This is a genomic window from Micromonospora sp. NPDC047620 (genome assembly GCF_043205005.1).
Taxonomy (GTDB): Bacteria; Actinomycetota; Actinomycetes; order Mycobacteriales; family Micromonosporaceae; genus Micromonospora.
The window spans coordinates 162,269-187,175 of sequence record NZ_JBIDDG010000005.1 but is presented as its reverse complement, the minus strand read 5'-3'; the positions used below and the strand labels follow the sequence as shown (position 1 = coordinate 187,175).

Genomic DNA, 24,907 nt, shown 5'->3' with positions numbered 1-24,907 from the left:
GGTCAGCAACCCCGGAGCCCGACCGCTGGAGGCCGCGATGCCACCCCGTACCTCCGTCCCGCCGCACCGGCGCCTGCCGCTGCTCGTCACCTCGGACGGCGACCTGCTCGACGACCTGCTCCGGCTCGCCGCGGCGGGCGGCGTCGAGGTGGAACTCGCCGCCGACCCGGCGGCGGCCCGGACCCGCTGGCTGCCCGCCCCGCTCGTGCTGGTCGGCGCCGACCAGGCCCAGCCGTGCCTGCGGGCGCGGCTGCCGCAGCGGCCACGGATGGTGCTGGTCGGCCGGTCCGGGGAGCCCGATCCCGGCTTCCAGGTCGCCGAGCTGATCGGTGCCGAGCACGTGGCGGTCCTGCCGGCCGCCGAGCCGTGGCTGGTGGACCGGTTCGCCGAGTGCGGGCCGGAGGGCGCCGATCGGGGCGTAGCCCGGATCACCGCCGTGCTGGGCGGGCGTGGCGGCGCCGGGGCGAGCATCCTGGCCGGCGGGCTCGCGGTCACGGCCGCCCGCGCCCGGCTGCGCACCCTGCTCGTCGACGCCGATCCGCTCGGTGGTGGGCTCGACCTGGTGCTGGGTTGGGAGCAGTTGGAGGGGCTGCGCTGGCCGGCACTGACCGACGCCGACGGCCGGGTGGACGCGCCGGCGCTGGTGCGGGCCCTGCCGAGCCGGGGCGACCTGGTGGTGCTCTCCTGGGACCGGGGCGACCTGCTCGCCCTGCCCGCCCAGGCGATGGCGGCCACGGTCGACGCCGCCCGGCGGGGCCGGGACTTCGTGGTGGTGGACCTGCCCCGGCAACTGGACGACGCGGCCGTCACCGCACTCCAGGCGGCCGACCAGGTGTTCGTCGTCGTACCGGCCGAACTGCGGGCCACCGCCGCGGCCGCCCGGGTGGTGGCGGCCGCCGCACCGCACTGCGCCGCGATGTCGGTGATCGTGCGCGGTCCGGCACCGGGCCGGCTCGGGGCCGCCGAGGTGGCCCGCGCGCTCGGGCTGCCGCTCGCCGGCACGCTGCGGCCGGAGCCGGCGTTGGCCCGTGGGCTGGAGCGGGGTGAGGCACCGGCCGCCCACGGCCGGGGGCCGCTGGCGGCCCTCTGCCAGCGCATCGTCGCCGACCTGACCGGCACGTCCACGGCGGATGCGGCATGACCGGACCATCCGAGGGCGACACCCTCGCCTCCCGGGTGCGGCAGCGGATCGCGGCCGCGGCGACCCCGGTCACCCCAGCCGCGATCGTGTCCGCCGTACGCGCGGAACCCACCGCTGCCGTGCTGGGCGACACCGCCCTGCTGCGGATGGCCGACCGGGTGCACGACGACCTGGTGGGCGCCGGTCCGCTCGCGCCGCTGCTGGCCGACCCGGAGGTCACCGACGTGCTGGTCAACGGCGTCCGGGTCTGGGTGGACCGGGGGCAGGGCCTGCACCAGGTCGCGGTGCCGATCGGCACGGTCGACGACGTTCGCCGGCTCGCCCAGCGGCTCACCGCCAGCGCCGGCCGGCGGCTCGACGACGGCTCGCCGTACGCGGACGCCCGGCTCCCCGACGGCACCCGGCTGCACGCCGTGCTGCCGCCGGTGGCGACCGACGGTCCCTACCTGTCCCTGCGGACGTTCCGGCAGCGGCCGTTCACCCTCGACGAGCTGGTACGCCAGGGGACGGTGCCCCGGCCGATGGCGCCGGTGCTCTCCGCCGTGGTGGCGGCCCGGCTGGCGTACCTGGTGACCGGCGGCACCGGCTCGGGCAAGACGACTCTGCTGAACACGCTGCTCGGGCTGGTGCCGTCGACCGAGCGGATCGTGCTGGTGGAGGACGCGGCCGAGCTGCACCCCCGGCACCCGCACGTGGTCGGGTTGCAGGCCAGGACTGCCAACGTGGAGGGCTCCGGCGCGGTCGGGCTGACCGACCTGGTCCGGCAGGCACTGCGGATGCGGCCCGACCGGCTGGTCGTCGGCGAGTGCCGGGGCGGGGAGGTGGTCGACCTGCTTGCCGCCCTGAACACCGGTCACGACGGCGGTGCCGGCACCCTGCACGCCAACGCCCCCTCCGACGTGCCGGCCCGGCTGGAGGCGCTCGGGATGCTCGGTGGGCTGCCCCGCCCCGCGCTCCACGCCCAGGTGGCCGCCGCGCTCCAGGTGCTGCTCCAGGTGCGCCGGGGCGATCAGGGGCGGGTGCTGGAGTCGGTGTGCCTGCTCCTGCCCGAGGGACCGGATCGCCTGGTCGCCGCGGTTCCCGCCTGGGTACGCGGGCGTGGCCTCGGCCCCGCCGCCCGCGCGCTCGGAGCGCTGCTGCGCGAGCGCGGCGTGCCGGTGCCGCCGATTCTCAGCGAGCCGTGGCCCGGATCGGCGGGTCCGAAGTGAGCGCCCCGTACGCGCTGGTGGCGCTGCTGTCGATCGCGTCGGCGGTCGTCGTGGCCAATCTGGTGGGTGGCCTTCGGAGCAGGCGGCGTGCCTTCGCGGGCGAGGCACGAGGGAACGCGTCGACCGGGGCTGACGATCCGCTTGTCGACTGGATCACCGAGCTGCGTCGGGTGTCGGAGCCGGACCTCCGCCCCGCCCCGCCGGACCGTCCCGCCGAGACGTTTCCCGGCCCGGCCGCTGCGGCGGTGCCGCCCGGCCGGCAGCCGGGTGAGATGTCCGAGGTGACCGCGCCGGCGCGCCTGCCGGCCGCCGCCCAGGCCGCCTCGGTCCGCCGGGTGCCTCCGAACGGGCGCGGACCGGGCGGTGTGGCGCAGTGGCCGCCGCGGGACGTCGCGGATCGGTCGTCCTGGCCGTGGCCCGCCGGTGGTCACCCCGGCCCGTCCCGACCGCCGGGACCCGCCCGACCACCTGTCCGGCGGGACACGCGACGTCCCGTCGGCGCGCCGGCCCCGACGGCTACACCCACCCGTCGACCCGACGTACGGGCGGCCCGTCCTGCCGGTGCGGGGCGGCGAGACTGGTCGGGCGTGCTGACCACGTCACCGAGGCGCACCCTGCTGCTGGTGGGGCTGGCCGGCGTCGCGGCTGGGCTGCTGCTGGCCGGGCCGGTGGCGGCGGTGGCCGTCGGCGCCTACGGCACGCTGGCCGCCCGCGCGCTGCTCCGACGGCAGTCCGGCCAGCTGGCGGACCGGGCCCGGCGACGTCGGCTGGACGAACTCTGTGGGCTGGCCGCCGATCTGCGGGCCGGCCTGCCGGCGCCGGTCGCCGCCGAGCAGCTCACCCTCGGACGGACCGGAACCTCCGCCGGGATCGGTCGGGGGGACGCGGCGCCCGGCGACGGGCGGGCCCCCGACGTCGGGGCGGACACGCTGCTCAAGACGCCCCGACGACCCGCCGGCAACGGCCCGGATCGGCTGGAGCGGCTGGCGCGGGCGGCCGTACGCCTCGCCGACCGGACGGGCGCGCCGCTGGCCGAGCTGCTGGAGCGCATCGAGGCCGACGCCCGCTCCACCGACCGGGGACTGGCCGCCGCGGACGCCCAGGCGGCCGGGGCGCGCGCCACCGCGTTGCTGCTCGCCGCTCTGCCGCTCGGCGGCATCGGGCTCGGCTACGGCATCGGCGTCGACCCCGTGGCGGTGCTGCTGCACACCCCCGTCGGCGGTGCGTGCGCGGTCGCCGCCGTCGCCCTCCAGGTCGCGGGCCTGTTCTGGGCCGAGCGGCTCGGCGCGACACCGGGGCGGGCGAGCTGATGCCCCGGGCGGTGCTGGTCGCGGGCTGCCTGGCGGCGGTGGCCCTGCTCGCTGTCGCGTTCCTCGCCGGCCGGCGGCCTCTGCGCCGCCTGCGCGCCCTGCGCGGGGCGCCGCCCGGCGTACGTCCGGCCGGCTCGGCTCACCGGCCGGTGGCGCCCGGGAGCGGCGACGAGCCGCCGGAGGGTGCGCGGTCCCGGCGACGGCCGGATGCGATCCGGCTCGCCGCCGGGCTGGGTGGTCTGGCCGTGGCCGTCGTGGTCGGCGGCTGGCCCGGATTGCTGACAGCCGTGCCGGCGGCGCTGCTGCTCGACCGGTTGCTGCGCCGGATCGAGCCGCCGGCCGTACGCAGGCGGCGGCTGAGGGAGGCCGCCGACCTTCCGCTCGCCGCCGACCTTCTCGCGGCGGCGATGCGGGCGGGGGCGCCGGTGGACAGATCCGTCCTGGCCGTGGCGGACGCACTCGACGGGCCCCTCGCCGACCGGCTCGCCCGGGTGGGCCGGTTGCTGCGGCTCGGCGGCGGCCCCGAGGAGGCGTGGGAGCCGCTCGCGTCGGTGCCGGGCGCCGAGCGGCTGACGGCGGCCGTCCTGCGCTCCTCGAACAGCGGCGGGGCGCTGGCCGGCGCGCTGATCCGGCTCGCCGACGACCTGCGCGCCGACCGGTCCACGGCTGCCGAGGCGGCCGCCCGCCGCGCCGGCGTTCTCATCGTGCTGCCGCTGGGGCTCTGCTTCCTGCCGGCCTTCATTCTCGCCGGCCTGGTGCCGGTGATCGTCGCCGTTCTCGGCGACGTGCTCTGACCCACCCTCCAGAAAGGACAAGCACGTGCGCAAACTTCTCGCCCGCCTGCGCGGGGACGCCGGGATGAACACAGCCGAGTACGCCGTCGGCACGCTCGCCGCCGTCGCCTTCGCCGGGATCCTGCTCAAGGTGCTGACCTCCGGCAACGTGCAGTCCGCGTTGACCGCCGTCATCGACCGGGCGCTCAAGTGAGCTGGCGCCGGTCGGCCGGCCGCGACCGGGGTTCCTTCACCGCCGAACTGGCGGCCGGCCTGCCGGCGCTCCTGCTGCTCCTGCTCACCGGGCTGACCGCGGTGAACGCCGTCGGCACGAGGGCGGGCTGCCTGCACGCGGCCCGGGAGGCGGCGCTCGCCGCCTCCCGGGGCGAGGACGGGGTGGCCGCCGCCGGCCAGGCGGCCCCGGCGGGCGCCGAGGTCACGGTCACGGTCGACGGCCAGCGGGTCACCGCCACCGTCCGAGGGCCCGTACGCGCACTCGGCACGCGGCTGCCCCGGATCACCGTGACCGCTACCGCGGTCGCGGCCGTGGAACCCGGCGTCCCGGCGGCCCGACCGTGACCGGCCCGTCAGCGCCTCGACTTGGAGGAACCGGCGGGGAGCGTGGCGGAGCGACGGTCTGCCTGCTCGCGGTCGGGCTGGTGTTCGTCGTGGTCGGCCTGTTCGGGGCGGCCGTCGGTGCCGCCCAGACCGCCCGGCAGCGGGCCCGGGTCGCGGCGGACTTCGGCGCGCTCGCCGGTGCCGGGCAGGCCCTCCATGGTGAAACGGCGGCGTGCGGTCGGGCAGCCGAGATCGCCGCCGCCAACGGCGGCTCACTGTTGGACTGCCGGCTCGACGGCCTCGACCTCCTGGTGACCGCGGAGGTGGCCGTCACCCCGCTGCCCGGCCTGGCGCGGGCCGCCACGGCGACCGCCCGCGCCGGACCGGTCCGGGCTGACCAGGAGTGGGGCTGACCAGGAGAGGGTCAGCGTGCCTGGAGGGCGTCGAGGGCGACGGCCATCGCGATCACGAGTCGGCGGTCGATCTGCGGGTGCTGCACCTGGACGACGTACCGGTCGCGCAGGCCCCACTGCTTGATCACTGAGAAGACGGGCTGGCCGTCGGCGACGAAGTCGAAGTGGTACGGCAGCCAGGACAGCGAGTCGACGAAGCGCCGCAGCAGCGCCACCGGCATGCTGCGTTCCTGGCCGGTGATCTGCGGCAGGCCGGCCTGCTCCACGTGCCACGTGGACCGGAGCAGCGACTGGGCGAAGTCCTTGCGGAACAGGCCGATCGGGTTGCCGGCGTGGTCGGTCACGTCGTACGTGGCGCCGATGTCGAGGCGCTGGCGGGCCTTGAAGCCGAGCAGCGGCTGCTGCTTCGAGTCGTCGGTGTAGATCGTCACCTGCTCCTTGAAGGCGAGCCGCTTCTGCTGGGCGAACGCCAGCATCCCGCCTTCGGAGCCGTCCGGTGCGACGGCGTGGACCTCGTACTGGTTGACCATCATCCGGATCCGCTGCCGGATGTGGAACTGCTGCTGGGACTGCAAGGTGTCGGGCTGCATGGAATCTCCTTCGAGGGGTGGGCCGGAGTGTCGCACAGGCTCAACCGTCCCGCCGGCCCTCTGGTAGCGAGCGGCCCGTCGTCACCCGCGCCTCCGCCACCCCGAACCCATCGCCGGAGCCCGCCGCCCGAACTCGTCGCCGGAGCCCACCGCCCGAAGCCGCCGCCAGATCGCGCCGCGAGATCGCGCCGCGAGATCGCGCCGCGAGATCGCGCCGCCAGATCGCGCCGCCAGATCGCGCCGCCAGATCGCGCCGCCAGATCGCGCCGCCGGATCGCGCCGCCGGAATCCGCCCCGCGTGGGACGGCAGCGCGCACGGCGGCTGGTCAGTCCCGGACGGCAGCGTCACCCGGAGCAGCGGCGCGAGGATCCGGGGTGCCGCCGGCATCCCCGGACCGGCGGGGCGCCGGTACGCCGTCGGGCAGGTTGGCGAGCACCACGTCCAGCACCTTCACCGCGTCCGGCTTCGAGAGCGGGTTGTTGCCGTTGCCGCACTTCGGGGACTGCACGCAGGACGGGCAGCCCGCCTCGCAGCCGCACTCCGCGATCGCGTCCCGGGTGGCCCGCAGCCAGGCCGCGGCCGTGCCGTACGCGCGCTCAGCGAACCCCGCCCCACCGGGGTGCCCGTCGTAGACGAAGACGGTCGGCGCCTCGGTGTCCGGGTGCACGGCGGTGGAGAGCCCGCCGATGTCCCAGCGGTCGCAGGTGGCGGTGAGCGGCAGCAGCCCGATCGCGGCGTGCTCGGCGGCGTGCAGCGCGCCCGGCACGTCGGCCGGCTCCACGCCGGCGGCCGCCAGGGACTGCGGCGACAGGGTGAACCAGACCGCCACGGTGCGCAGCTCCCGGGCCGGTAGGTCCAGCGGACGGGTGTCGATGACCTCGCCGGAGGCGATCCGTCGTCGCTGGTACGACACCACCTGGCTGGTCACGTCGACCTCGCCGAGGAAGAGGCCGACGGGCCCGGCGTCCACGTACGAGCGGACCGACACCACCGACAGCGACGTGACGTCCCGGGCGTGGGTCGACCAGTCCGGCTCCTCGGGGTGCACCAGCGCGCACCCGTCGGCGAGGTCGAGCGAGTCGACCACGTACGAGACGCCCTGGTGCAGGTAGACCGCGCCGGGGTGGAGCAGGAAGTGCGACGAGCCGCCGTCGACGGTGCCGAGCAGCCGCCCGGTCGCCGCCTCCACCACGCAGACCGGCGCGCCGCCCTCGCCGCGCAGGTCCACCTCCGGTCGTTCCCGGTGCCGCCAGTACCAGCCGGTCGGCCGCTGTCGCAGCGCTCCCGCCGCCACGAGCTGGTCCACCGCCTCCTTGGCCCCGTCGCCGAAGAGTTCCAGGTCGGCCGGGGTCAGCGGTGCCTCGACCGCCGCGCAGGCGAGCTGCGGGGCCAGCACGTACGGGTTGGCGGGGTCGAGCACGGTCGCCTCCACCGGCCGCCCGAACAGCGCCTCCGGGTGGTGCACCAGATAGGTGTCGAGCGGGTCGTCCCGGGCGACCAGCACGGCGAGCGCCTCCTGCCCGGAGCGCCCGGCCCGGCCGGCCTGCTGCCACAGCGAGGCCCGCGTGCCCGGGTAACCGCAGATCAGCACCGCGTCGAGCCCGATCAGGTCGACGCCCAGCTCCAGCGCGTTGGTCGAGGCCAGCCCGAGCAGGTCGCCGTGCAGCAGCGCGCGTTCCAGCTCGCGTCGCTCCTCGCGCAGGTAGCCGGCCCGGTAGGCGGCCACCCGGTCGCCGAGGCCGGGCACCGCCTCGTCGAGGGCGCGGCGGGTGTTCGCGGCGACCACCTCGGCACCGCGCCGGGAGCGCACGAAGGCCAGTGTGCGTACCCCCTCGGCGACCGTGTCGGCGAGCAGGTCGGCCGTCTCCCGCAGCGCCGACCGGCGGACCTGGGTGAGGTCCGCCTGCTGGTCGGCGTGGGAGTCCGGCGGCAGCAGCGGCGGCTCCCAGAGCGCGAAGGTCACCCCGCCGCGCGGCGAGGTGTCCTCCGTGACGGCGGCGACGGGCAGCCCGGTGAGCCGCCCGGCCGCCGCCGCCGGGTCGCCGGAGGTCGCCGAGGCCAGCACGAAGACGGGGGTACGCCTGAACCGGGCGCACTGCCTACGCAGCCGGCGCAGCACGTGCGCGACGTGCGAGCCGAAGACCCCCCGGTAGGTGTGGCACTCGTCGATCACCACGTACGCGAGCCGGCGCAGGAACCCGGACCACTGGGCGTGGCCGGGCAGGATGCCGTGGTGCAGCATGTCCGGGTTGGTCAGCACGAACCGCGAGTGCCGCCGGATCCACTCCCGCTCGGCGCGCGGGGTGTCGCCGTCGTAGCAGGCGGGGCGTACGCCCTCCAACTCCAGCGCGGCGACGGCGCGCAACTGGTCGGCGGCGAGCGCCTTCGTCGGCGCCAGGTAGAGCACGGTGGCCCGGGGGTCGGCGAGCAGGGTGGCCAGCGCGGGTAGCTGGTAGGCCAGGGACTTGCCGGACGCGGTGCCGGTGGCGACCACCACGTGCTGGCCGTCGTACGCCAGGGTGGCGGCCTCGGCCTGATGCCGCCAGGGCGCGACCACGCCGCGCCGGGCGAACGCCGCGCGCAGCTCCTCCGGCGCCCAGCCCGGCCACGGGGCGGGCTCGCCGGCCCGGGCCGGGACCCGTTCGACGTGGGTGACCGGATCGACACCGTTGCGGGCGCGCAGCCGGCCCAACAGGTCGGCTGGCGCTCGCCCGGGACCGGTGCCCGCAGATACGGTGGCTGCGGACGACGGCTCCAGGTCGTCGCGCGGCGTCGGGGGCGTCGAGCCGGAGCTGTCGGACGACGGCTTCAGGTCGTCGCGCGGCGTCGGGGGCGTCGAGCCGGAGCTGTCGGACGACGGCTTCAGGTCGCGGCGCGGCGTCGGGGGCGTCGAGCCGGAGCTGTCGGACGACGGCTTCAGGTCGCCGCGCGGCGTCAGACGCGCCGAGCTGAAGCTGTCGGAGGTCACGTCCTGCACTCTCGCACTGGTGTTCGGAGATGAAAAGCGGGGGCCCGGGGTATGGGGATGCCTTCGCCGGTGAGCAGAGCCGTATCCGGCGGGGATGGTTAGATGCCCAGGAGAGTTTACGGCTCTTGCGAGGGAGGACCGATGGAGCTGTCGCTGGCGACCCGCACCGTGGGCGAGCACACAGTGCTTGAGGTCGGCGGTGAGGTGGACGTCTACACCGCCCCCCGGCTGCGGGAACGGCTCCTCGAACTGATCGACGGCGGGGCCCGCCACGTCGTGGTCGACCTCGGCCGGGTGGACTTCCTCGACTCCACCGGCCTGGGCGTGCTGGTGGGCGCGCTCAAGCGGCTGCGCTCGGCGGGCGGTTCGTTCGCGCTGGTCTGCGACAAGGAGCCGCTGCTCAAGATCTTCCGGATCACCGCGCTCGACCAGGTCTTCCCGTTGCATCCCACGGTCGACGCGGCGATCGGCGCGGGCCCGGCCGGCGCTGGCGCGTGATGGCCACGGTCCGGCTCTCCTTCTCGCCGGCCCCGGTGCACGTGCGCACCGCGCGCCTGGTCGGTGTGGCGGTCGCCCGGCGGGCCGGGGTCCGTGAGGACCTGCTCGACGAGGTGCGCCTGGCCATCGGCGAGGCGTGCACGCGCGCGGTCGCCCTGCACCGCCAGTACGGCGTGCCCGACCCGGTGCTCGTCGAGATGTCCGACACCGGGGCGTACGCGGTGCGGGTCGTCGACCGCGCGCCGATCGAGGCCGGGCTCGGCCTGGCCGCGCTGGACGCCGACCAGCTCGCCAACGAGTCGCTGAACGAGGACGACCTCACCACCGGCGTCGGCTTCGCGCTGCTCGCCGGCTTCGTCGAGGACCTGCAGGTCCGACCGGTCGACGAGGGCATCGGCACCGAGGTGCGGATGGTCTGGCCCGTGGGCCGCTGAAGCTTGAATAGCCCGGCCCCGGCGGGGGGTCGCGCCGCTCCTCCACCGTCCTCCAGCAGAGGGCGTCGCACGCCGTCAGGCCGCGTCCCGGGTAGGGACGCGGCCTCCTTGTCATGGACGGACTCCTATATCAGATTTTTACTCATAACACAGCGACGAAGATCATCGAGACAGGGTGCCCCCTCGGTGTGACCTCCGACACTGAGGAGGGCTACAGTACGCGGGTTGTCAGCAAGTGATCGCATCCCGCAACCAGCGGGAACGGTGTCATCGCTGGTCTGCCGGGGTGGGTTGGCGCGCTTGCGAATCCGCATCCAGGCGCCGGGTCGGTGCGTCTCCACCGGCCGGCGCGAGCGTTCGGTACAGGAGGACACAGATGTCCGACACCTTGGCCGCCGAGGGCGGCGGGATCTCCCTCACCGGAAACAATGTCACGTACGTCGTCATCGCCGCGGTGATCGCGCTGGTGGCGCTCGCCTTTGCCGCCGCACTGACGAAGGCCGTACTGGCCGCCGGCAAGGGCACCACCAACATGCAGGAGATCTCCGGCGCGGTCCAGGAGGGCGCCTCGGCCTACCTGCTCCGGCAGTTCCGCACACTGGCGATCTTCGTGGTCATCGCCGTGGTGCTGCTCTTCCTGCTGCCGGTGCACGACACCGACGGCAACGAGACGGCGGTGAAGATCGGGCGCTCCGCCTTCTTCGTCGTCGGCGCGCTGTTCAGCGCGTTCATCGGCGGCGCCGGCATGTGGCTGGCCACCCGGGCCAACCTGCGGGTCGCCGCCGCCGCCCGGGAACGGCAGGGCGGCCGCGAGGGCGCCATGAAGATCGCCTTCCGCACCGGCGGCGTCGTCGGCTTCCTCACCGTCGGGCTCGGCCTCTTCGGCGCCGCGCTGGTCGTGCTCTTCTTCCGGGGCGACGCGCCGACCGTGCTGGAGGGCTTCGGCTTCGGCGCGGCGCTGCTCGCCATGTTCATGCGGGTCGGCGGCGGCATCTTCACCAAGGCCGCCGACGTGGGCGCCGACCTGGTCGGCAAGGTCGAGCAGGGCATCCCCGAGGACGACCCGCGCAACGCCGCCACCATCGCCGACAACGTGGGCGACAACGTCGGCGACTGCGCCGGCATGGCCGCCGACCTCTTCGAGTCGTACGCCGTGACCCTGGTCGCCGCGCTGATCCTCGGTCGCGCCGCCTTCGGCGAGCAGGGCCTGGTCTTCCCGCTGATCATCTCCACCATCGGCGTGCTCATCGCGATCGTCGGCGTCTTCATCACCCGGCTGCGTGCCTCGGACCGCAGCGGCCTGACCGCGATCAACCGGGCCTTCTACATCTCCGCGCTGCTGTCCGCGGTGCTGGTCGCGGTCGCCACGTACGCGTACCTGCCGGCCACCTTCGCCGAGCTGGAGGGCGGGCTCACCGGCGTCGACGAGAACCCGCGGGTCGTCGCCATCGGCGCGGTCGTCATCGGCATCGTGCTGGCCGCCGCGATCCAGGCGCTGACCGGCTACTTCACCGAGACCGACCGGCGCCCGGTGCAGGACATCGGCAAGAGCTCCCAGACCGGCCCCGCCACCGTCATCCTCGCCGGCATCAGCGTCGGCCTGGAGTCGGCGGTCTACTCGGCGCTGCTGATCGGCGCCGGCGTGTTCGGCGCGTTCCTGCTCGGCGGCAGCTCCATCACGCTCTCGCTGTTCGCCGTGGCGCTGGCCGGCACCGGCCTGCTCACCACGGTCGGCGTGATCGTCGCGATGGACACGTTCGGCCCGATCTCCGACAACGCCCAGGGCGTGGCGGAGATGTCCGGCGACATCGACGAGCACGGCGCCCGGACGCTGACCGAGCTGGACGCGGTCGGCAACACCACCAAGGCGATCACCAAGGGCATCGCGATCGCCACGGCCGTGCTCGCCGCGACGGCGCTCTTCGGCTCCTACACCGACACGCTGCGCACCGCGTACTCCGACGCGGGGGTGGGCGACGTCGGCGCGGAGATCCTCAACTCGCTGAACGTGGCGAACCCGCGCAACCTGGTCGGCCTGATCATCGGCGCGGCGGTGGTCTTCCTCTTCTCCGGGCTGGCCATCAACGCGGTCTCCCGCTCGGCCGGCGCGGTCGTGATGGAGGTCCGCCGGCAGTTCCGCGAGCTGCCCGGGATCATGGACCGCACCCAGCGCCCCGAGTACGGCAAGGTCGTCGACATCTGCACCCGGGACGCGCAGCGCGAGCTGATGACCCCCGGCCTGCTCGCCATCCTCGCCCCGATCGCGGTCGGCTTCGGCCTCGGGCCGGGCGCGCTCGCGGCGTACCTGGCCGGGGCGATCGGTGCCGGCACGCTGATGGCGGTCTTCCTGGCCAACTCCGGCGGCGCCTGGGACAACGCGAAGAAGCTCGTCGAGGACGGCGCGTACGGCGGCAAGGGCTCCGAGTCGCACGCCGCGACCGTCATCGGCGACACCGTCGGCGACCCGTTCAAGGACACCGCCGGCCCGGCGATCAACCCGCTGATCAAGGTGATGAACCTGGTCTCGCTGCTGATCGCGCCGGCCGTGGTGGCCTGGAGCGTGGGCGACGAGAAGAACACCGCCCTGCGGGTCGGTATCGCCGTGGTGGCGACGCTGATCGTCGTCGCGGCGGTGGTGTTCAGCAAGCGCAAGGGCGTGGCGATGTCCGACTCCGGTGCCGGCACCGGCGCCGGCACGGGCAGCCCGGACCAGCGACCGGAGACGGTCAACGCCTGATCCGTCCGGCGTCCGGTCCCCGGTCGGCCCGCGTGGCCGGCCGGGGACCGTCCGTGTCGTCGCGGCAAACCTGACCGGTGCCCCGGCTCGACACAGGCCGTACGCTGCTTCGCATGCGCACGTGCCGGGCGACAACCGCCGGAAAGCTCACGGTGGTCCTGGCCACGCTCGTCCTCGTGGCCGCCGGCTGCGGTGGTGGCCCCAGCCCGCAGGCGTGGGCGGCGTCGGTCTGCTCGGCGCTCACCCCGTGGCGGGCCGAGATCAGCAAGCTGACCAGCAGCACCGACCAGCAGATGACCGCCCAGACCACCCCGGCGCAGGCGAAGGAGAACCTGGTGCGGCTCTTCGGCGGCGCGGAGCAGGCCAGCGAGACCGCGCGGCGCAAGGTCGAGCAGGCCGGCATCCCGGAGGCCGAGCACGGTGCGGAGGTCTCCGCCGGCTTCCGCGCGTCCCTGGAGAAGATGCGCGACGCGTACGGCCGGGCCCGCGACACCATCGACGGGTTGAGCATCGGCCAGCCCGCCGCCTTCTACGACGGCGTCCGGGCCGCCGTGGACACCCTGAACAAGGAGTACGACGCCAGCGCGCTCGACACCAGCCGGCTCAACTCGGAGGAGCTGAAACGGGCCTTCGACGAGGTGCCGGAGTGTCGCTGAGCGGGACCGGTGAGTCGGACGGCCTGACGCCGCCCGCGCTGTTCCCGGCGCCCGAGCCGGACCGGGTGGCGCCGGCGCCCCGGCGGGCCGCCCCGCCCCCGCCGGGCGACGTCGACGACTCCACCCGGCAACTGCCGTTCTTCGCCGCCGAGGCGGCGGACCCGTCCCTCGCCGACCTCGCCGGGCTGCTCGCCGGTCCGGGCGAGGTGGTCCGGATGGGCGGGACGGCCCGCCTCTCCGTGGTGGTGGACGCCGCCTGGCGCGTGCACGTGCTCGTCGCCGAGCTGGCGCTGCGCGGGGTGGCGGCCACCTGGGAGGCGACCGCCGACGGGCGGCACGCGGTGCGCACCTCGTACGCCCGCACCCTGAAGCCGCTCGCGGTGGCCTGGCTGCGCGGCTCCGGCAAGCGCCCGCCCGCCGGCTTCCACCTCAACGGCCGGCGGCTGCGGCTCTGGCTCGCCGCGGCGGGGGTGGCCGAGCCGCCCGGCTACCTGCTCCGGCTCGGCGTGGCCGACGAGGAGTGCTGGGAGCCGGTCGGTGGGGCGCTCGCCGCGGTCGGCCTGTCCGGGGCCCTCCTGGCGCCGGCCGACGGCGGCCCGGCGTACCTGATCACCGGCCGCCGCCGGCTCGCCCGCCTGGCCGAGCTGGTCGGGGACCCGCCGCCCGCCGCCCCGCCGGCGGCCTGGCCCGGCCACCCCTGACCCGGCCCGGCCCCGCCCCGCCGGTGTCCGATCCGGGACAGCCGGACGCGGAAATCCGCAGGAAAACGGCCGGGTGGCGCCTCGGCCGACGGTTCGCCATCGTCACAGTGTCCCGCCTCACGGCACACGCACGGTGTACGGTGGCGCCGTCCGGCACCGCCAGCGCCGCCGGAGAGAAGGTGCCGCCCCGCCGGGGGCGGTTTGCCGCCCGCGAAACCCGAAACGCGGGCGGCGCGTTACGTTGGACGTCCGGGCCGCCGGGGGTCGGCGGGTCGGAAGTGGGCCCGAACCGGGCACCGCGCGGCTGCGAGCAGGAGTGAGGTCGGGGAGAAACGTGCCGAGCAACGCTGGAACCACCCGCCTGGTCATCGTCGAGTCACCGGCGAAGGCCAAGACGATCTCGGGCTACCTCGGCCCGGGATACGTCGTGGAGGCCAGCTTCGGCCACGTCCGGGACCTTCCACGCAACGCCGCCGACGTGCCGGCGAAGTACAAGGGCGAGCCGTGGGCGCGGCTCGGGGTGGACGTCGACAACGGCTTCCACGCCCTCTACGTGGTCTCCGCCGACCGCAAGCAGCAGATCAGCAAGCTGGTGAAGCTGGCCAAGGAGGTCGACGAGATCTTCCTGGCGACGGACGAGGACCGCGAGGGCGAGGCGATCGCCTGGCACCTGGTGGAGACCCTCAAGCCCAAGGTGCCGGTCAAGCGGATGGTCTTCCACGAGATCACCAAGCCGGCGATCCAGGCGGCGGTGGCCAACCCCCGCGAGATCGACCGGGACCTGGTCGACGCCCAGGAGGCCCGACGCATCCTCGACCGGCTCTACGGCTACGAGGTCTCCCCGGTGCTGTGGAAGAAGGTCATGCCGAAGCTCTCGGCGGGCCGGGTGCAGTCCGTGGCGACCCGGATCGTGGTGGAGCGGGAACGGCAGCGGATGGCCTTCCGCACGGCGGAATACTGGGACATCCTGGCCACCCTCGCCGTGGCGAACGCCGGCGAGGGGCCGCGCAACTTCAACGCCACCCTGGTCGCGCTGAACGGCGACCGCATCGCCACCGGCAAGGACTTCGAACCGACCACGGGTCGCGTGAAGCCCGGCGCCGGGGTGGTGCACCTGGACGAGGGCGGGGCCCGGGGGCTCGCGGCCCGCCTGGAGGGCCGGCCGTTCACCGTCACCCGCGTCGAGGAGAAGCCCTACCGGCGTCGCCCGTACGCGCCGTTCATCACCTCCACCCTCCAGCAGGAGGCGGCCCGCAAGCTGCGGTTCTCGTCGCAGCAGACGATGCGCACCGCGCAGCGCCTCTACGAGAACGGCTACATCACCTACATGCGTACCGACTCGGTGAACCTGTCGGAGACCGCCATCGCGGCGGCCCGCCGGCAGATCGTCGAGCTGTACGGCGAGCGCAGCGTGCCGCCGGAGCCGCGCCGCTACACCGGCAAGGTGAAGAACGCGCAGGAGGCGCACGAGGCGATCCGCCCGGCGGGGGACAACTTCCGCACCCCGGGCGACGTGGCGAAGGAGCTGTCGGCCGAGGAGTTCAAGCTCTACGAGCTGATCTGGCGGCGCACCATCGCCTCGCAGATGACCGACGCCGTCGGCTCCAGCGTCTCGGTGCGCATCCGCGCCGTCTCCTCGGCGCAGGAGGAGGCCGACTTCGGCGCCACCGGCAAGACCATCACCGACCCCGGCTTCCTGCGCGCATACGTCGAGTCGAGCGACGACGAGAACGCCGAGGCCGAGGACGCCGAGCGCCGGCTGCCCACCCTCGTCAAGGACCAGCCGCTCACCGCCGACGAGCTGGCCGCGCAGGGCCACCACACCCAGCCGCCGTCGCGCTACACCGAGGCGTCGCTGGTCAAGGCCCTCGAAGAGCTGGGCATCGGCCGCCCCTCGACGTACGCGTCGATCATGCAGACCATCCAGGACCGCGGGTACGTCTTCAAGCGCGGCCAGGCGATGATCCCGTCGTTCCTGGCGTTCGCCGTGATCGGCCTGCTGGAGCGGCACTACCCGCGCCTGGTCGACTACGACTTCACGGCCAGCATGGAGAACGAGCTGGACGAGATCGCCGGCGGCGACCACGCGGCGGTCGACTTCCTCACCGCGTTCTACTTCGGCAGCGCCAACGGCGCCGGCGACCGGGACATCGCCCGCTCCGGCGGCCTGAAGAAGCTGGTCACCGAGAACCTCAGCGAGATCGACGCGCGCAGCGTCAACTCGATCCCGCTCTTCACCGACGACGACGGCCGCGAGGTCGTCGTCCGGGTCGGCCGCTACGGCCCGTACCTCCAGCGGGCGGTGCCGGGCGAGCAGCCGGCGCCCGCCGCGGAGGGCGAGGAGGGCGGCGGCCAGGGCGACCGGGCGCCGATCCCCGAGGGGCTGGCGCCGGACGAGCTGACCCCGGAGAAGGTGCACGAGCTGTTCCTCGGGGGCGGCGGCGAGCGCAAGCTCGGCGACGACCCGGCCACCGGCGAGCCGATCCTGCTCAAGTCGGGTCGCTTCGGCCCGTACGTGGCCAGCGGCGAGCGCAAGTCGTCGCTGCTGCGCTCGCAGTCGCCGGACTCGCTCACCCTCGACGAGGCGCTGAAGCTGCTCAGCCTGCCCCGGCTGGTCGGCGTGGCCCCGGACGGCGTCGAGGTCTTCGCGAACAACGGCCGCTACGGCCCGTACGTCAAGCGTGGCGACGAGTTCCGCTCGCTGGACTCCGAGGACAAGATGTTCACCGTCACGCTGGACGAGGCGCTGGCCCTGCTGGCCGCCCCGAAGACCCGCCAGCGTCGGGCCGCCGCGCCGCCCCTGCGGGAGATGGGCGTCGACCCGCTGACCGAGAAGCCGCTGGTCATCAAGGACGGTCGGTTCGGCCCGTACGTCACGGACGGGGAGACCAACGCGTCGCTGCGCCGGGGCCAGACCCCGGAGGCGCTGAGCATCGAGGAAGCCTCCGAGATGCTCGCCGAGAAGCGCGCGAAGGGCCCGGCGCCGAAGAAGAAGGCCGCCGCGAAGAAGGCGCCCGCCAAGAAGGCCACGGCGACGAAGGCGACGGCGGCGAAGAAGACGGCCGCGGCGACCAAGTCCACGGCCGCCAAGAACACGACGACGGCCAAGGCCACCCCGGCGAAGAAGGCCCCGGCCAAGAAGGCGGCCCCCCGCAAGGCCACCACCACCGCGGACTGACCCGTCCACCTCAGCCGAGGATTCGGGTGAGGTGGGGGTTGGTGAAGAGACGGTCGGGGTCCAGGCGGTCGCGTACTGCCAGGAAGTCCGGGAAACGGGGGTACGCGGGGGCCAGCGACCCGGCGTCGCGCCAGTGCAGCTTGCCCCAGTGCGGGCGACCGCCCAACCCCTCCGCGACCTGCTCGAACGCGCGGAAGTACGGCTCGTACGGCATGCCGACGTACTGGTGGATCGCCACGTACGCCGACTCGCGCCCGTACCCGTGGGAGAGCCAGATGTCGTCGGCGGCGGTGAACCGCACCTCCACCGGGAAGAGCACCTTGAAGGGCAGGCCGTCCACGATCCGCCGGAGCGTGCCGAGCGCCTCGCCGAGCGCCTCGCGCGGCAGCCCGTACTCCATCTCCACGAAGCGGACCCGGCGCGGGGTGCAGAACACCTTGTCGGAGCGGCCCGTGTAGTGGCGTTCGGTGAGCGCCCGCGCGGAGACCGCGCTGATGCGCGGCGCGAGCGCCGGCACGGCGCGGCCGAGCCGGCAGGCGCCCTCGAAGACGGTGTTGGACAGGAAGTCGTCGTCCAGCCACCCGCGCCACCGGGGCAGCGGCCGGTCGTCGACGGGCACCCGGTCGTTGGTCTTGACCTGCACCCGGTCGGTGTACGGGAACCAGTAGAACTCCGCGTGGTCGTGCCCCTCGACCAGCGCCGGCAGGTCGGCCAGCACGGCGTCCAGCGGCGCCGGCCGCTCGTGCGCGTGCAGCACGAAGGCGTCCACGCAGCGCAGGGTGACCTCGACCAGCACGCCGAGGGCGCCCAGGGAGACCCGGGCGGCGGCGAAGACGTCGGGGTTCTCGTCGGCGGAGCAGCGCAGCGCCTCGCCGGTGCCGGTGACGAGGGTGAGCGCCTCGACGAACGTCGACAGGCAGCCGTACGCGGCACCGGTGCCGTGGGTGCCGGTGGAGATCGCCCCGGCGATCGTCTGCGCGTCGATGTCGCCAAGGTTGGGCAGCGCGAGACCGTGCGCGGCGAGCAGGTCGTTGAGCGCGCACAGGGTGATCCCGGCCGGTACGGTGACCAGTCGGCGGCCGACGTCGACGCGTACGCCGGTGTCCAGTGCGGTCAGTTCCATCCGCCGTCCGTCGGCGACCGCGACGCCGGTGAAGGAGTGGCCGCTGCCGACCACCCGGATCCGGTCTCCGGCCGTCGCGGCGGCGCGTATGGCATCGGTGACGTCGGAGAGAGAGGTGGGGCGCAGGATGGCGGTGGCGGTGGCGCGCTGGTTGCCGGCCCAGTTGGACCAGGCGGCGGTGGACGCTGCGGTGCCGGCCATGCACACTCCTCGACATGAATGTGAACTGACTTCATATCAGGAACGTTGTCGCAGGTAAATACCGCAATCGAGTCTTGCTCGTTGTACCGGTAGTCACGAACTCGTGACGTGCAGATATGTTCATCCGTCGAAGGGGGGTGGCGCCGAGTGTCCACACCAGCCGCCACAGCCGGGCCGCTGCGCCGCGTACCGGTGCAGGGTCGAAGTGTCGCTCGGGTCCAGCGGATGCTGGACGCCTGCGCCGAACTCGTTGACGAGGTGGGGTACGAGGGGCTCACCACGACCCTGCTCGCCGAGCGTGCCGAGGTGGCGATCGGGTCGGTGTACCAGTTTTTTCCGGACAAGCGGGCGATCGTGCAGGCGCTCACCCTGCGCACGATGGAGTCCTACCTCCAGCGGCTCGACGAGCGTTTCGCCTCCGACGACCTGACCCACTGGTGGGACGGGGTCGACGCGGGGATCGACGAGTACATCACGATGCACCGCACCGTCCCGGGATTCCGTACCCTGCACTTCGGCGACGTGGTCGACCTGCACCTGCTCGATGAGCAGCGGGACAACAACGGGGTGATCGCGGACCAGTTGGCCCGCGTGCTCGGCGAGCGCTTCGGCCTGACCGACGTCCCCGACCTCCGGTTCCACCTGGAGATCGCCGTGGAGACGGCCGACGCGCTGATCAAGCTGGCGTTCCGTCGGCTGCCGGAGGGTGACGAGCGGGTGCTGGCCGAGGCGAAGGCGCTGATCCGGGAGTACCTGCACCGGCAGGTCGACGCCCCGGCCGACGCCGGCCAGCCGGGCTGACCCCGGCCCGCCGGCCCGGGTGCGTGGGCGGCGGGACCGGACGCGAAGGCCCGGGGTGCGCCGGGCGCGAAGCGGGGCGCGGGACGACACGGTGCGTAGGACGTACCCGGGGTGCGCCGGGCGACAGGTGCGGAGAGACGGAACGGCCGGGTTCGCCGGCCGGTGGACAGGGCACGACGGCCCGGGGTGCGCCGGGCGGCGGAAAGCGGCAGGGCGGCCCGGGGTGCGCCGGGTCGGTGAGTCTCAGAGGAAGGCGTGGCCCTCGCCCCGGTAGGTGGGCACGGTGGCCACGACCGCATCCCCCTCGACCAGGTGTAGCTCGTTGACGTGCTCGCACAGCTCGCCGGCCTTCGCGTGCCGGAACCAGACCCGGTCGCCGACCCGCAGGGTGGCGGCCGCCGCGCCGGCCAGCGGGGTCTGCACCTCGCCGGCGCCCTCGGTGCCGACCAGCTTCAGCCCGGCGGGCAGCCACGGGCGGGGGAGCCGGCTGTCCTCCGCCGGGCCGGAGGCGACCCAGCCGCCGCCGAGCACGGTGGCCAGGCCGGGCGCCGGGCGGCGGACCACGGCGCAGGCGAAGAACGCCGCCGGGGTGGGGCGCCAGGCGCGGTAGGCGTCGAACAGCGTCGGCCCGTACAGTCCCGATCCCGCGGTGACCTCGGTGACCGCGGGATCGGCGCTGGTCGCGGCCACGCTGCCGGTGCCGCCGCCGTTGACGAACTCCAGGTCGGCGTGTTCGCGTACGGCGGCCACCGCCGCGGCCCGGCGGGTCCGCAACTCGCGGTACGACCCGCGCTGGGCCAGCCGGATCGCGGAGCCGAGCACCGCCCGCCCGGGCGGCGCGTCCCCGAGGCCGGCGATCTGCGCCTCGTACGACATCAGCCCGACGAGTCGGAAGCCGGCGCGGCCCGCGACGGTGGCGGCGAGCGCGCCGGCCGCCCGGGCGCTGTGCACCGGCGAGCGGCGCACCCCGATGTGCACCCGCCCGCCCAGCGGTCGCCAGGAGGCGTCCAGGTCGAGGCAGACCCGCAGCTCGGGACGCCTGCCGGGAGCGCGCACGGCGTCGACGAGGTCGAGCTGGTCGGTGCCGTCGACCATCAGCGTGACGGCAGCGGCGAGCGCCGGGTCGGCGGCGAGCTCGGCGAGCGCTCCCCGGTCGACGGTGGGGTACGCCACCAGCGCGTCGTCGGTCACGCCGGCGCGGACCAGCCAGATCGCCTCGGGCAGGGTGAAGGCCATCACGCCGTGCCAGCCCGGCCGCCCCAGCGCCCGGCCGATCAGCTCCCGGGCGCGGACCGACTTGCTGGCGGCCCGGACCGGCTTGCCACCGGCGCGGCCGGCCAGCGCGGCGGCGTTGCCGTCGAAGGTGGCGAGGTCGACCACGGCGTACGGCGGGTCGAGGTGTGCGGTCGCCCGGTCGAGCCGCTCACGAAGTCTGTCGCTTTCGGTGGCCACGTCTGCACGCTAACTGTCTGGGAGTGAATGCGAAATACCCTCGCGTCTGTCCGGGCTGACGGCGGTGGCCGCGGCGGCCTAGGCTCGGCGAGCAGGAGAATGTCACGGCGGGGAAGGTCCCCCACCGGGTCTAGAGTGTTCCACCGGGACTGCCCAGCGATGGGCCGGCACGTGGAGGTACGGCCATCGAAAGCCAGTTCAACGGCGAGTCGCCCGGCGTGTCGCCGTCATCGAACAAGCCCGACGGCACCGCCGACCAGCCCGTTGCCGACCTGTCCGGCTACGCCGGCATCCGTTCGGTGCTGCGGATCACGCCGTTCCGCCGGCTCTGGATCGTGCTCGGCGCGGCGTCGTTCGGCGACTGGTTCGGCCTGCTCGCCACGTCGGTCTTCGCCGCCTCCCAGGTCGAGGGGAGCACCGCCCAGGGCGCCGCCTTCGGTGGCGTCATCGCCATCCGGCTGCTGCCGGCGCTGGTGCTCGGCCCGGTCGCCGGCGTGCTGGCCGACCGGTTCGACCGGCGCTGGACGATGGTCATCTGCGACATCCTGCGGTTCCTGCTCTTCGCCTCGATCCCGCTGGCCGCGCTGCTCGGCGCCCCCGGCGGGGCGGTGGTCGCCTGGGCGGCGATCGCCACCTTCCTGATCGAGTCGCTCACGCTGCTGTGGATCCCGGCCAAGGAGGCCGCGGTCCCCAACCTGATCCCGCGCGCCCGGCTGGAGGCCGCCAACCAGCTCACGCTGATCACCACGTACGGCCTCACTCCGGTCCTCGCCGCGCTGATCCTCGCCGCGCTCGACGGCATCGTGCGGGCGGCCACCGGGGGCTCGACGCCCAACTGGGCGGAGCCGGCCGATCTGGCGCTCTGGTTCAACGCGTTCTCCCGGCTGGCCACCGCGCTGGTGGTGGCGTACGGCATCAAGGAGATCAGCCAGGGGCAGGCCGCGGAGCGGGGCGGCGCGGAGCAGGGCATGCTGCGCCAGTTCAAGGAGGGCTGGCGCTACATCGGCCAGACCCCGCTGGTCCGCGGCCTGGTGCTCGGCATCTTCGGCGCGTTCGCCGGCGGCGGCATCGTGATCGGCACCGCCAAGTTCTTCGCCACCTCGCTCGGCGCCGGCGACGCCGCCTTCTACCTGCTCTTCGGCGCCATCTTCATCGGTCTCGCGCTCGGCATCGGGCTCGGCCCGATGATCGTCAAGGACATGTCCCGGCGGCGCTGGTTCGGCATGAGCATCGTGCTGGCCAGCGCGTCGGTGATGGCCCTGGCCTTCGCCATCCACCTGTCGATGGCGATGGTCGGCGCGGTCCTGGTCGGCGCGGGCGCCGGGATGGCGTTCCTCTCCGGCACCACCCTGCTCGGCGGGGAGATCGCCGACGAGGTGCGGGGCCGGGTCTTCGCGGTGGTGCAGATCGGCACCCGGCTGGTGCTGATCCTCGCGATCGGCCTCAGCAGCCTGCTCGCCGGCGTCGGCGGCTCGCGCCGGCTGGAACTGGCCGACCTGGGCGTCTCGATCTCGTCCACCCGACTGCTGCTGCTCGCCGCCGGCGCCGCCGGCATCTTCGCCGGGATCAGCGCGTTCGGGCAGATGGACGACAAGAAGGGCGTCCCCGTCCTGGCCGACCTCTGGGGCTCCATCCGGGGCCGCCCGCTGATGCCCGCCGAGCCGTTCGTCTCCGCCGGCCTCTTCGTGGTCTTCGAGGGCGGCGAGGGCGCCGGCAAGTCCACCCAGCTCGCCGCGCTCGCCGAGCGGCTGGGCGGGCAGGGGCGCGACGTGGTGGTCACCCGCGAGCCGGGCGCCACCGCCGTCGGCGAGCGGATCCGGTCGCTGCTGCTCGGCGCGCCCGGGTCCGACGTGCCGTCGCCGCGCGCCGAGGCGCTGCTCTACGCCGCCGACCGGGCCCACCACGTGGCCACCGTCGTCCGGCCGGCGCTCGTCCGCGGCGCGGTGGTGATCAGCGACCGGTACGTCGACTCGTCCCTGGCCTACCAGGGGGCGGGGCGGACGCTCCCCGTCGACGAGGTCTCCTGGCTGTCCTCCTGGGCCACCGGCGGGCTCAAGCCCGACCTCGTGGTGCTGCTCGACGTCGACCCGCACACCGGCCTGTCCCGGGTGGCGTCCCGCGCCGAGGAGGCCGACCACGTGGAGGCCGAGTCGGTCGCCTTCCACGAGCGGGTCCGGTACGCCTTCCTCGACCTCGCCGCCGCCGACCCGAAGCGCTACCTGGTGCTCGACGCGTCCCGCCCGGTCGAGGAGATCGCCGAGCAGGTGGCCCGGCGGGTCGAGGAGATGCTGGGCACCCCGGGCGGCATCGTGCACCCGCGCCCCGCCCAGGGGCCGGACACCTCGGTGCAGCCGGAGTTATCCGAATCGGAGCTGGTGAAGATGGAGCACCGGACCTGATGCCGGACGTCTTCGCCGACCTGGTCGGGCAGGACGAGGCGGTCGACACGCTGCGCCGCGCCGCCGCCTCGGCGGCGGCCGTGCTGCGCGCCGCCGCCGTCCCGTCCACGACCGACGCCGCCGGGGGCGAGTTCGACGCGCTCGCCGAGGAGGCCGAGGGCGCGGGTGCCGGGGGCGCGGTGGCGGGTGCCGCCGTCGATCCCGGGGCGGGGATGACGCACGCCTGGATCTTCACCGGGCCGCCCGGGTCGGGCCGGTCGGTGGCGGCCCGGGCCTTCGCCGCCGCCCTGCAGTGCGCGTACGGCACCGGCTGCGGCCAGTGCCCCGGCTGCCACACCACGATGGCCGGCACGCACGCCGACGTCCGGCTGGTGGTGCCGGAGGGGCTCTCCATCGGCGTCAACGAGATGCGGGCGCTGGTGCTGCGCGCCGCCAGCACCCCGTCGGGCGGGCGGTGGCAGGTGGTGGTCATCTCCGACGCGGACCGGCTCACGGAGGCCGCCGGCAACGCGCTGCTCAAGGCCATCGAGGAGCCGCCGCCGCGTACGGTCTTCCTACTCTGTGCCCCGTCCACCCACCCGGACGACATCTCGGTGACCATCCGGTCGCGCTGTCGGGTCGTACCGCTGCGGCAGCCGGCGGCCGAGGCGGTGGCCGAGGTGCTGGCCCGCCGGGACGGCGTGGCGCCCGACGTGGCGCAGTGGGCGGCGGCGGCCGCGCAGGGGCACGTGGGCCGGGCCCGCCGTCTGGCCCGCGACCCGGAGGCGCGCACCCGCCGGGAGGCGGTGCTCGCGGTGCCGCGTCGGCTGACCGGCGTGGGGGCCGCGTTCGACGCGGCGTCGGCGCTCATCGAGGCGGCGGAGGCGGAGGCGGCGGCGTCGGTGGCGGAGACCGACGCGACCGAGCGGGCGGCGTTGGAGACGGCACTCGGCGCCGGCGGCACCGGGCGGGGCGCGGCCGGCGCGATCCGGGGCGCGGCCGGCCAGCTCAAGGACCTGGAGAAGCGGCAGAAGTCGCGGGCCACCCGGGCGCAGCGGGACGCGCTCGACCGCGCCCTGGTCGACCTGGCCGGCTTCTACCGGGACGCGCTCACCATGGCGCTGCGCGCCCCCGTGGCGCCGGTGCACACCGACACCGCCGCGCTGGCCGGGGCGGGCGCGCAGAAGTGGGACGCCGAGGGGGCGCTGCGCCGTCTGGAGGCGGTGCTGGAGTGCCGGGCGGCGATCGAGGCGAACGTCAAGCCCCGGATCGCCGTCGAGGCGATGATGCTCGCGCTCTGGAAGGGCTGATCCGCCCCGCTCCGCGCGGGCCGGATTCCGCCAGCCGCATCGGTTGTCCACAGGCATCGACAGCCGCGATTGCTGTGCGGTACGGTCCGGTGTGCCGTGACGGTGGCGGCACGCTCAGTGATGGCCTGTCCGGGAGGAGTCCGCCGATGTCGCGGGGGGAGATCGACGAGGCCTGGATCGAGGAGGCGGTGCGGCGTTACCGCCGGATCGAGTCCCTCCAGGCCGAGTTCGACCGGGCGGTGGCGACCGTCGAGGTCACCGTCCGGTCGCCCGACGGGCTGGTCGAGGTGGTGGTCACCGCCGGCGGGCGGATCACCGACGTCCGGTTCCTCGGCCCGCTGCACACCCGCAGCCCCCGGGACGTCGCCGGCTCGGTGCAGGCCGCGGTCACCGCGGCGGCCGATGCCGCCCAGTGGGCCCGGGAGAAGCTGCACAACGAGACCTTCGCCGCCTACCGTCCGCTGGCGGGAGCCTGA

Annotated in this window: 20 protein-coding genes and 1 pseudogene; 17 read left to right on the top strand and 4 right to left on the bottom strand. The window is 74.8% G+C overall.

Annotation, left to right across the window (positions count from 1 at the left end; all coding sequences use genetic code 11):
• Window positions 1-37: 37 nt before the first annotated feature.
• From ssd to ACGF5C_RS08000, 7 genes and pseudogenes are all read left to right on the top strand, one after another.
• The gene (ssd, locus tag ACGF5C_RS08030; protein ID WP_393298089.1) at window positions 38-1,141 is read left to right on the top strand and encodes a septum site-determining protein Ssd; all 1,104 of its coding nucleotides are present in this window, start codon (window positions 38-40) and stop codon (window positions 1,139-1,141) included.
• Window positions 1,138-2,349 (top strand): TadA family conjugal transfer-associated ATPase, encoded by a 1,212-nt coding sequence (locus ACGF5C_RS08025; RefSeq protein WP_393298086.1) that lies wholly within the window; start codon window positions 1,138-1,140, stop codon window positions 2,347-2,349. The genes ssd and ACGF5C_RS08025 overlap by 4 nt, the downstream gene beginning before the upstream one ends.
• A 980-nt stretch (window positions 2,350-3,329) precedes the next feature.
• Window positions 3,330-3,659: pseudogene (locus tag ACGF5C_RS08020) on the top strand (hypothetical protein); the annotation flags it as partial.
• Entirely contained in the window at window positions 3,659-4,453 is a 795-nt protein-coding gene (locus tag ACGF5C_RS08015; RefSeq protein WP_393298083.1) for a type II secretion system F family protein, read from the top strand. The pseudogene ACGF5C_RS08020 and the gene ACGF5C_RS08015, both read left to right, overlap by 1 nt.
• A gap of 64 nt (window positions 4,454-4,517) precedes the next feature.
• Window positions 4,518-4,646 (top strand): DUF4244 domain-containing protein, encoded by a 129-nt coding sequence (locus tag ACGF5C_RS08010; protein ID WP_208418639.1) that lies wholly within the window; start codon window positions 4,518-4,520, stop codon window positions 4,644-4,646.
• A complete protein-coding gene (locus tag ACGF5C_RS08005) occupies window positions 4,643-5,011 on the top strand; it encodes a TadE family type IV pilus minor pilin (RefSeq protein ID WP_393298080.1) in 369 nt (122 codons plus the stop codon). The genes ACGF5C_RS08010 and ACGF5C_RS08005 overlap by 4 nt, the downstream gene beginning before the upstream one ends.
• Window positions 5,008-5,403, top strand: a complete 396-nt coding sequence (locus ACGF5C_RS08000; protein ID WP_393298078.1) for an Rv3654c family TadE-like protein — start codon at window positions 5,008-5,010, stop codon at window positions 5,401-5,403. Before ACGF5C_RS08005 ends, ACGF5C_RS08000 begins: the two co-directional genes overlap by 4 nt.
• Window positions 5,404-5,414: 11 nt before the next feature.
• Here ACGF5C_RS08000 and ACGF5C_RS07995 read toward each other — a convergent pair whose 3' ends face one another.
• Both ACGF5C_RS07995 and ACGF5C_RS07990 read right to left on the bottom strand, forming a co-directional pair.
• A complete protein-coding gene (locus tag ACGF5C_RS07995; protein ID WP_357699006.1) occupies window positions 5,415-5,993 on the bottom strand; it encodes a hypothetical protein in 579 nt (192 codons plus the stop codon).
• 326 nt (window positions 5,994-6,319) lie between these two features.
• Window positions 6,320-8,806 carry a DEAD/DEAH box helicase gene (locus ACGF5C_RS07990; protein WP_393298413.1) on the bottom strand — a complete coding sequence of 829 codons (2,487 nt, stop codon included), beginning with the start codon at window positions 8,804-8,806 and terminating at the stop codon, window positions 6,320-6,322.
• Window positions 8,807-9,103: 297 nt separating this feature from the next.
• Between ACGF5C_RS07990 and ACGF5C_RS07985 the strand changes: the two genes are divergently transcribed.
• The 6 genes from ACGF5C_RS07985 (at window position 9,104) to topA (ending at window position 17,166) form a co-directional block, all read left to right on the top strand.
• Complete coding sequence (locus tag ACGF5C_RS07985) at window positions 9,104-9,460, top strand: STAS domain-containing protein (protein WP_091099109.1); 357 nt, start codon at window positions 9,104-9,106, stop codon at window positions 9,458-9,460.
• Window positions 9,460-9,894 carry an ATP-binding protein gene (locus ACGF5C_RS07980; RefSeq protein ID WP_357699001.1) on the top strand — a complete coding sequence of 145 codons (435 nt, stop codon included), beginning with the start codon at window positions 9,460-9,462 and terminating at the stop codon, window positions 9,892-9,894. Before ACGF5C_RS07985 ends, ACGF5C_RS07980 begins: the two co-directional genes overlap by 1 nt.
• 376 nt (window positions 9,895-10,270) lie before the next feature.
• Window positions 10,271-12,631 (top strand): sodium-translocating pyrophosphatase, encoded by a 2,361-nt coding sequence (locus tag ACGF5C_RS07975; RefSeq protein WP_393298073.1) that lies wholly within the window; start codon window positions 10,271-10,273, stop codon window positions 12,629-12,631.
• A 113-nt stretch (window positions 12,632-12,744) separates the two neighbouring features.
• A complete protein-coding gene (locus tag ACGF5C_RS07970) occupies window positions 12,745-13,287 on the top strand; it encodes a hypothetical protein (protein ID WP_393298070.1) in 543 nt (180 codons plus the stop codon).
• Window positions 13,284-13,988, top strand: coding sequence for a hypothetical protein (locus ACGF5C_RS07965; protein WP_393298410.1), 705 nt, complete (start codon window positions 13,284-13,286; stop codon window positions 13,986-13,988). The genes ACGF5C_RS07970 and ACGF5C_RS07965 overlap by 4 nt, the downstream gene beginning before the upstream one ends.
• 334 nt (window positions 13,989-14,322) lie before the next feature.
• Complete coding sequence (gene topA, locus ACGF5C_RS07960; RefSeq protein ID WP_393298067.1) at window positions 14,323-17,166, top strand: type I DNA topoisomerase; 2,844 nt, start codon at window positions 14,323-14,325, stop codon at window positions 17,164-17,166.
• A 10-nt stretch (window positions 17,167-17,176) separates the two neighbouring features.
• Here the strand turns inward: topA and ACGF5C_RS07955 are convergent, their stop codons facing one another.
• Window positions 17,177-18,490: a D-arabinono-1,4-lactone oxidase gene (locus ACGF5C_RS07955; protein WP_393298064.1), complete on the bottom strand. Its 1,314-nt coding sequence runs from the start codon at window positions 18,488-18,490 to the stop codon at window positions 17,177-17,179.
• A 225-nt stretch (window positions 18,491-18,715) separates the two neighbouring features.
• Between ACGF5C_RS07955 and ACGF5C_RS07950 the strand changes: the two genes are divergently transcribed.
• Window positions 18,716-19,291, top strand: a complete 576-nt coding sequence (locus ACGF5C_RS07950; protein ID WP_393298061.1) for a TetR family transcriptional regulator — start codon at window positions 18,716-18,718, stop codon at window positions 19,289-19,291.
• Window positions 19,292-19,534: 243 nt separating this feature from the next.
• Here the strand turns inward: ACGF5C_RS07950 and ACGF5C_RS07945 are convergent, their stop codons facing one another.
• Window positions 19,535-20,743: an alanine racemase gene (locus ACGF5C_RS07945; RefSeq protein WP_393298058.1), complete on the bottom strand. Its 1,209-nt coding sequence runs from the start codon at window positions 20,741-20,743 to the stop codon at window positions 19,535-19,537.
• 299 nt (window positions 20,744-21,042) lie between these two features.
• Here ACGF5C_RS07945 and tmk point away from each other — a divergent pair, with 299 nt between their 5' ends.
• From tmk to ACGF5C_RS07930, 3 genes are all read left to right on the top strand, one after another.
• Window positions 21,043-23,142, top strand: a complete 2,100-nt coding sequence (gene tmk, locus ACGF5C_RS07940; RefSeq protein ID WP_393298407.1) for a dTMP kinase — start codon at window positions 21,043-21,045, stop codon at window positions 23,140-23,142.
• Window positions 23,142-24,431, top strand: a complete 1,290-nt coding sequence (locus ACGF5C_RS07935; RefSeq protein ID WP_393298055.1) for a DNA polymerase III subunit delta' — start codon at window positions 23,142-23,144, stop codon at window positions 24,429-24,431. The genes tmk and ACGF5C_RS07935 overlap by 1 nt, the downstream gene beginning before the upstream one ends.
• Window positions 24,432-24,577: 146 nt before the next feature.
• Window positions 24,578-24,907 carry a YbaB/EbfC family nucleoid-associated protein gene (locus ACGF5C_RS07930; protein WP_350701802.1) on the top strand — a complete coding sequence of 110 codons (330 nt, stop codon included), beginning with the start codon at window positions 24,578-24,580 and terminating at the stop codon, window positions 24,905-24,907.

Excerpts from the sequence above, each read along its gene's own strand:
- ssd (WP_393298089.1), top strand. The coding sequence starts at position 38 with ATGCCACCCCGTACCTCCGTCCCGCCGCACCGGCGCCTGCCGCTGCTC.
- ACGF5C_RS08025 (WP_393298086.1), top strand. The coding sequence starts at position 1,138 with ATGACCGGACCATCCGAGGGCGACACCCTCGCCTCCCGGGTGCGGCAG.
- ACGF5C_RS08015 (WP_393298083.1), top strand. The coding sequence starts at position 3,659 with ATGCCCCGGGCGGTGCTGGTCGCGGGCTGCCTGGCGGCGGTGGCCCTG.
- ACGF5C_RS08010 (WP_208418639.1), top strand. The coding sequence starts at position 4,518 with ATGAACACAGCCGAGTACGCCGTCGGCACGCTCGCCGCCGTCGCCTTC.
- ACGF5C_RS07995 (WP_357699006.1), bottom strand. The coding sequence starts at position 5,993 with ATGCAGCCCGACACCTTGCAGTCCCAGCAGCAGTTCCACATCCGGCAG.
- ACGF5C_RS07985 (WP_091099109.1), top strand. The coding sequence starts at position 9,104 with ATGGAGCTGTCGCTGGCGACCCGCACCGTGGGCGAGCACACAGTGCTT.
- ACGF5C_RS07980 (WP_357699001.1), top strand. The coding sequence starts at position 9,460 with ATGGCCACGGTCCGGCTCTCCTTCTCGCCGGCCCCGGTGCACGTGCGC.
- ACGF5C_RS07975 (WP_393298073.1), top strand. The coding sequence starts at position 10,271 with ATGTCCGACACCTTGGCCGCCGAGGGCGGCGGGATCTCCCTCACCGGA.
- ACGF5C_RS07970 (WP_393298070.1), top strand. The coding sequence starts at position 12,745 with ATGCGCACGTGCCGGGCGACAACCGCCGGAAAGCTCACGGTGGTCCTG.
- ACGF5C_RS07955 (WP_393298064.1), bottom strand. The coding sequence starts at position 18,490 with ATGGCCGGCACCGCAGCGTCCACCGCCGCCTGGTCCAACTGGGCCGGC.
- ACGF5C_RS07950 (WP_393298061.1), top strand. The coding sequence starts at position 18,716 with ATGCTGGACGCCTGCGCCGAACTCGTTGACGAGGTGGGGTACGAGGGG.
- ACGF5C_RS07935 (WP_393298055.1), top strand. The coding sequence starts at position 23,142 with ATGCCGGACGTCTTCGCCGACCTGGTCGGGCAGGACGAGGCGGTCGAC.
- ACGF5C_RS07930 (WP_350701802.1), top strand. The coding sequence starts at position 24,578 with ATGTCGCGGGGGGAGATCGACGAGGCCTGGATCGAGGAGGCGGTGCGG.